Consider the following 5,095-nt stretch of genomic DNA (forward strand, 5'->3'; position numbering starts at 1 on the left):
CGGTTCGACCACACGCCGTTCAAAGCATCGAGGGAGCCGCAGCCAACAGCTATGGCTTCGATGCGAACGGGAACATCGCGAGCGCGACGGCGGGCAAGTACCGTGGGATCACCTTCACCGGCTTCAACCTGCCGGACAGCCAGACAGGCGTGCAAGGGCCAGCAGGTGGCCCGAGCTATGTGTGGAGCTACGACGAAGACCACGCGCGCATTCGGGAGGTGCGGACGATTCCGAGCGGCACCAACGCCGGCACAAGAACGACGTGGTACCTGCATCCGGACAACACCGGTGGGCTGGCCTTCGAGAGCGAGGTCAATGCGCCGACGATGCCGAGCGCAGCCAATCCTGCGGTCACGAGCAATCGCCACTACCTGAGCGCGGGTGGCCAGAGCCTCGGCGTGCTGGTCACCACCGGCGCACTGCCCACGCTCGGTGCATCACAGACCGCACCAGCAGTGCAGTCCAGCATGGCAGCAGTGAAGCTGGAGTACTGGCACAAGGACCACCTGGGCAGCATCGCGGCGACGACCGACCATAACGGCGACGTGACGGCCCGCGATGCGTACGACCCGTTCGGCAAGCGGCGCTTCGCCAACGGCAACTACGACGCCGCAGGCACTCTGGTGATCGACTGGAGCCCAACCGTCAACGGCGGCACGGACCGCGGCTTCACCGGCCATGAGCAGCTCGACGACATCGGGCTCACGCACATGAACGGGCGCATGTACGACGCGTCCATTGGGCGTTTCCTGTCCGTCGACCGCGCGGTGACGCAGCCCTATGAACTGCAGAGCTACAACCGCTACAGCTATGTGGAGAACCGGCCACTGAACAGCACGGACCCGAGCGGGTGGAATCCGAATGAGCTGACGCAGAAGAAATGGAGTTGGCCGCTGCCGTTGCCGGACCCCGAGCAGCATCCGTCGCAGCCTCCGCCGCTGCCGCTGCCGAAGCCCCAGGAAATGAAGGAAGTGAAAATCACTGGCAATGGAGCAGTGAATCCCGGCTGCACCGGTGCGTGCCTGACCGTTCTCAGGGCGGAGATTGACAAATACAACAAGCGAATGCTCGCGGGCGGCTACGTGCGGTCACTGATGGGCGGCTCGCTGGTCATGCAAAGGCCGAAGCCTGTTGTGGTGCGACTCCCCAGCCTGACTCCTTTGCAGCTTTACGCGCTTCTCGCCGGGGAAACTCTGGTGTTGGTCCAAGAGGCGACTGAGATTCCTGGAAGCAGTACGATGGCCGGGCCGTATGCGTTCTTGCAGCAGGCCGCTGATGGACTATCGACTGGGGCAAATAGCGCAAGCCTGCCACCGGGTGGGCCGGACGAGGATGGCGGCGACAACTCGAAGCCCAAGCGAATCACCAACGAGAAGCACCATCCCAACTCGAGAAGTCCCGAGCCGAAGAATGTCGATCAGCTCTACGAGAACTCGGTCGTCGACAAGAATGGTGTCCGATGGGCAAAAGACGCGGATGGCACAATCCACCGCTTCTCGAAGCCTAGCAATGGCGAGACGCATTGGAATGGATCGACTGGTGGGGTTGACCCCATTCAGCCGAAGAATATTCCAGTTGAAATTAGAAGGCTGCTTGATTTCAAAGGTTAATCACTATGATCGTCGGAGATCCATCGGTACTCGCCATCGAATCGAGCATTACTCAGCCATATGAGCGTCTCAGTAGCCGTGCGCTAGGCTTTTTTATCATCCACGTCGATGGTAAGAGCTATGGTGTTCGTTCGCCGGAAGCCACATTGCTTGCCAGCTCATTCGATGCCGTGAGGCGTCGAATTGCCAGGCGCGGAGGGCACCGCGCCGTCTTCGGTTCAGAGCCGAATGCAGCCGAGCTCGCTACTGCTGTACAAGCGGCGATGTATGACGAAGATCGTCAGGACGACAACTTCTTTGGCATGTCGGCAGACGTCCTGCGAGACGTATTGGCATCCAATGAAATCGTATGGGCTCCTGATGGAGATGCAGCCTTCGATGATGGAGGGCATGTTCTCCAGTTCGATCAAGGCGACAAGGTTCGCTTGATTGCCTTCAAGAATGCCAGTCCACAAGAAAATATTGCGAGCACGCTAGCTCAAATCTGGATGGATGCCGGCCAGTTCTATGAGCTGCTAGACCGGTGGCAACGCCTCTTCGAGGCTGAGTGGGTTGCTGCCTTGAAAGGGGCGATCAAGCATTGACGGCCAAATCTCATCGGCATCTGCAAGGCTGGGCCGCCAGGAAGCTTGGTCGGTGCAAATGGAATCTTCGGACCACCGAAGAACAGTGGCGGTGGCCAGAGTATTGACATACCAGCAAACGGGAGCAGACCTCATGAAACCCTTCATTACCCTAAATTGATGTCAAACGGGAAGAGGTTCTTCGGCTATCAATGCAAAGCAATGGATGGCAAGTCTCTTGGAGATCTGTTCAAAGGCCTGCGACTGGTCACGTACGTTTTACCCGAGGGGCACACGCTGCGGGCGGCGTGGGAGTCAGCGTTCATCTTTAACACCGGAGCCGTGCTCGAGTTTTCCTCTGCGTGCACGCAGGTTGTTGATTGGCAAGAAGTCGGCAGTCTCAACATTCGCCTGACCCATGGTCCAGTGGAAGGCGCAGCCATGACGTCTTGCAGCGGGAATGAGAGTTCATTCGAGGCGCTCGAGATCATTGCGGTTGAGAAGGTGATCTACGAAGACGAGGATGTCGTGGTCGAATGCGGGCTTCTGCTCCGCGGAGTGAACGGCGAAGAAGTCATCGTTGCTGCTGGAATCCCTCCCGGTTCGGTCTCGATGCAGATGCCGTGCTCACCTGCGGAGTTGTTTGAGTCGCAGTTCCCGTTGTCTGCGTGTAGGCGCGAAGCTGTATGACGAGCGGTGCAGTGGCGTAGGTTGCTCCAAGGCGATCATGAAATGAAGGCATGACCATGACTCGAACCTACCAGTTCGTACTTCCTGCAGAATTCGATGCGCGCGCGGAATATGAGGCTGAACAGCGTGGCCTGCTCGACTACGTCAAGGTCCGCTTTGAGGCCGGTGCTACTTACAGCGTTTGTTTCTTCACTCCATCGCGCATTGCGGTGGGGCTGGACTTCATTCGCGAGGGGGGCGAAGCATGTATGGCCGACCCGGGAATGATCGTTGTGCCAACCGTGACCAGAGGTGAAATGGAGAAAGCCGTTCAGTACTTGACCTCGTCGAACTACTTCAGACGACTTCTTCCTGACACTTGACGCAATTCGGCGCGTCGGGCGCTTGGGCGTGAGCGCCTCGTGCTCAAGTTCTGGTAAGCATCCTCAGCTCGGCACGCACTGCACGCAACCAGGGTGCCGAAGGCCGTGCGATCGCGCCGCGCCCGTAGCGCTGCGCATCGAGCGTGCGCAACAGCGTGGCCAGTGGCGCGCCCCGCGGCCCGAAGCGCGCCTCGACCGCTGCCGCCAGCCCGCGCGGCGTGTCATGCGGCAGCGCCACCAGCCCCACCCGCTGCAGCGCGGCGCGCAGCTGCCGCGCCTGCCGCTGCCACGGATCCTGCCGATGCCGGTCCCACCATGCCCAGCCGGCGCCCAGCAGCGCCAGCGTGCTCAGCGCGCCGATCAGCAGCAGCGCCAGGTCTTCCCAGCTCGGCGAGCTGAAGCCCAGGTTCTTCAGYAGGTCAAGCTGCTGGCCGCGCGAGTAGTTCAGCACCCACTGGTTCCAGCGGTTGTTGACGGATTCCCACGCGCCGCGCAACTGCGCCAGCAACTGCGGGCTCATCGAGCCGAGCGCACCCGCCACCAGCCCCGGTTGCGGCGCGAGCCGCGTGCTGCGCGCGACGCGGTCGGGCGCCACCGCGGCCGTCGGGTCGGCGCGCACCCAGCCGATGCCCTCCTGCCAGTACTCGGCCCAGGCATGTGCCGAGCTCTGGCGCACGATGTAGTAGCCGTCCACCGGCGCCGGGTCGGTGCCCTGGTAGCCGGTGACGACCCGCGCCGGCACGTCCATCGCCCGCATCACGACGACGAAGGCGGCAGCGAAGTGCTCGCAGAAGCCCAGCTTGCGGTCGAGCCAGAACTCGTCGACCGTGGCCCGCGGGTTGGTCTCGCCGTACACGCCCGGCGCGAGCGTGTAGCTGAAGCCGTCGCCGGCGATGTGCTGCAGCACCGCGCGGGCCAGCGTGCCCGAATCGGCGCGCGCGAGATCGGGCCGGTTCATGAACTGATGGGTCCAGGCGATCGTGCGCGGGTTGTAGCCGGTCGGCAGCTGCACGAACTCGCGCAGCTCGTCGCCGCGTTTCAGCGGGCCGTGCTGGAAGCGCGTGTGGGCGACGGCCGTGAAGCGCAGCCGCTCGGTGACCGCCCGCTGCGTGCGCCACGACAGATCATCGCGGCGCGACACCGGCAGGTTCTCGATCGGCTCGACCTCGGTGGTCGCCTCCAGCAGCGGCAGCAGCGGCAGCCGCAGCGGTTCGAGCGTGACCTCGTAGCGGTATGCCGGCCCGTCGGTGCGCAACGCGCCGCGCAGCGGCGGCGCGAACTCGGAGCGCACCAACGGTCGCCATTCCTCGCCGTCGTAGCGCGCGAGCACCGGGCCGCGGAAGTACATCGATTCGGGCGGCGGCACCGGCCCGAGGAAGCGGATGCGCATCGCGACGCTGTCGTCCTGCGCGACCTCGGCGACCGAGCCCATGCGCATGCTGTTGGACAGGCCGGTCTTCGACAGGCCGTCCTGCGGCACGCCCCACAGCGGCCCCAGGCGCGGGAACATCACGAACAGCAGCACCATCACCGGCGCGCCCAGCGCCGCGCTGCGCAGCGCGAGCCGCGCCGCCTTGCGCAGCTGCGGCTGGCCGACCGGCATGTGCGCGAGCACCAGCGCGGTGAGCAGGCCCCACACCGACAGCAGCATCGCGGCCGCGACCGGCAGCGACTGCGAGTACAGGAAGTGCGTCAGCACCAGGAAGAAGCCGAGGAAGAACACGACGAAGGCATCGCGCCGGGCGCGCAGCTCCAGCGTCTTCATCGCCATCAGCACCACCGCGAGCGTGATGCCCGGCTCCTTGCCGAGCAGCGTGCGGAACGAGAACAGCGTCAGCCCGACCGCGAGCGCCAGCAGCCCGGCGCGCGC

General features: G+C 63.7%; 5 protein-coding genes. 4 read left to right on the forward strand and 1 reads right to left on the reverse strand.

The features are described from left to right. The 4 genes from AC1D12_RS24310 to AC1D12_RS24325 all read left to right on the forward strand — a co-directional run. The coding region (locus AC1D12_RS24310; protein ID WP_477843387.1) for an RHS repeat domain-containing protein at nucleotides 1-1,610 on the forward strand (1,610 nt) is incomplete at its 5' end. Nucleotides 1,611-1,615: 5 nt separating this feature from the next. Beyond that, a complete protein-coding gene (locus tag AC1D12_RS24315) occupies nucleotides 1,616-2,194 on the forward strand; it encodes an Imm42 family immunity protein (RefSeq protein WP_477827423.1) in 579 nt (192 codons plus the stop codon). Between the two features lie 201 nt (nucleotides 2,195-2,395). Next, nucleotides 2,396-2,863, forward strand: a complete 468-nt coding sequence (locus AC1D12_RS24320; RefSeq protein WP_477827424.1) for a hypothetical protein — start codon at nucleotides 2,396-2,398, stop codon at nucleotides 2,861-2,863. 56 nt (nucleotides 2,864-2,919) lie between these two features. Continuing rightward, nucleotides 2,920-3,225, forward strand: a complete 306-nt coding sequence (locus tag AC1D12_RS24325; protein ID WP_477827425.1) for a hypothetical protein — start codon at nucleotides 2,920-2,922, stop codon at nucleotides 3,223-3,225. 43 nt (nucleotides 3,226-3,268) lie between these two features. Here the strand turns inward: AC1D12_RS24325 and AC1D12_RS24330 are convergent. Then, a partial coding sequence (locus AC1D12_RS24330) for a transglutaminase TgpA family protein (protein ID WP_477843389.1) occupies nucleotides 3,269-5,095 on the reverse strand: 1,827 nt, incomplete at its 5' end.

Source organism: Rhizobacter sp. P1_G5 (assembly GCF_056405435.1).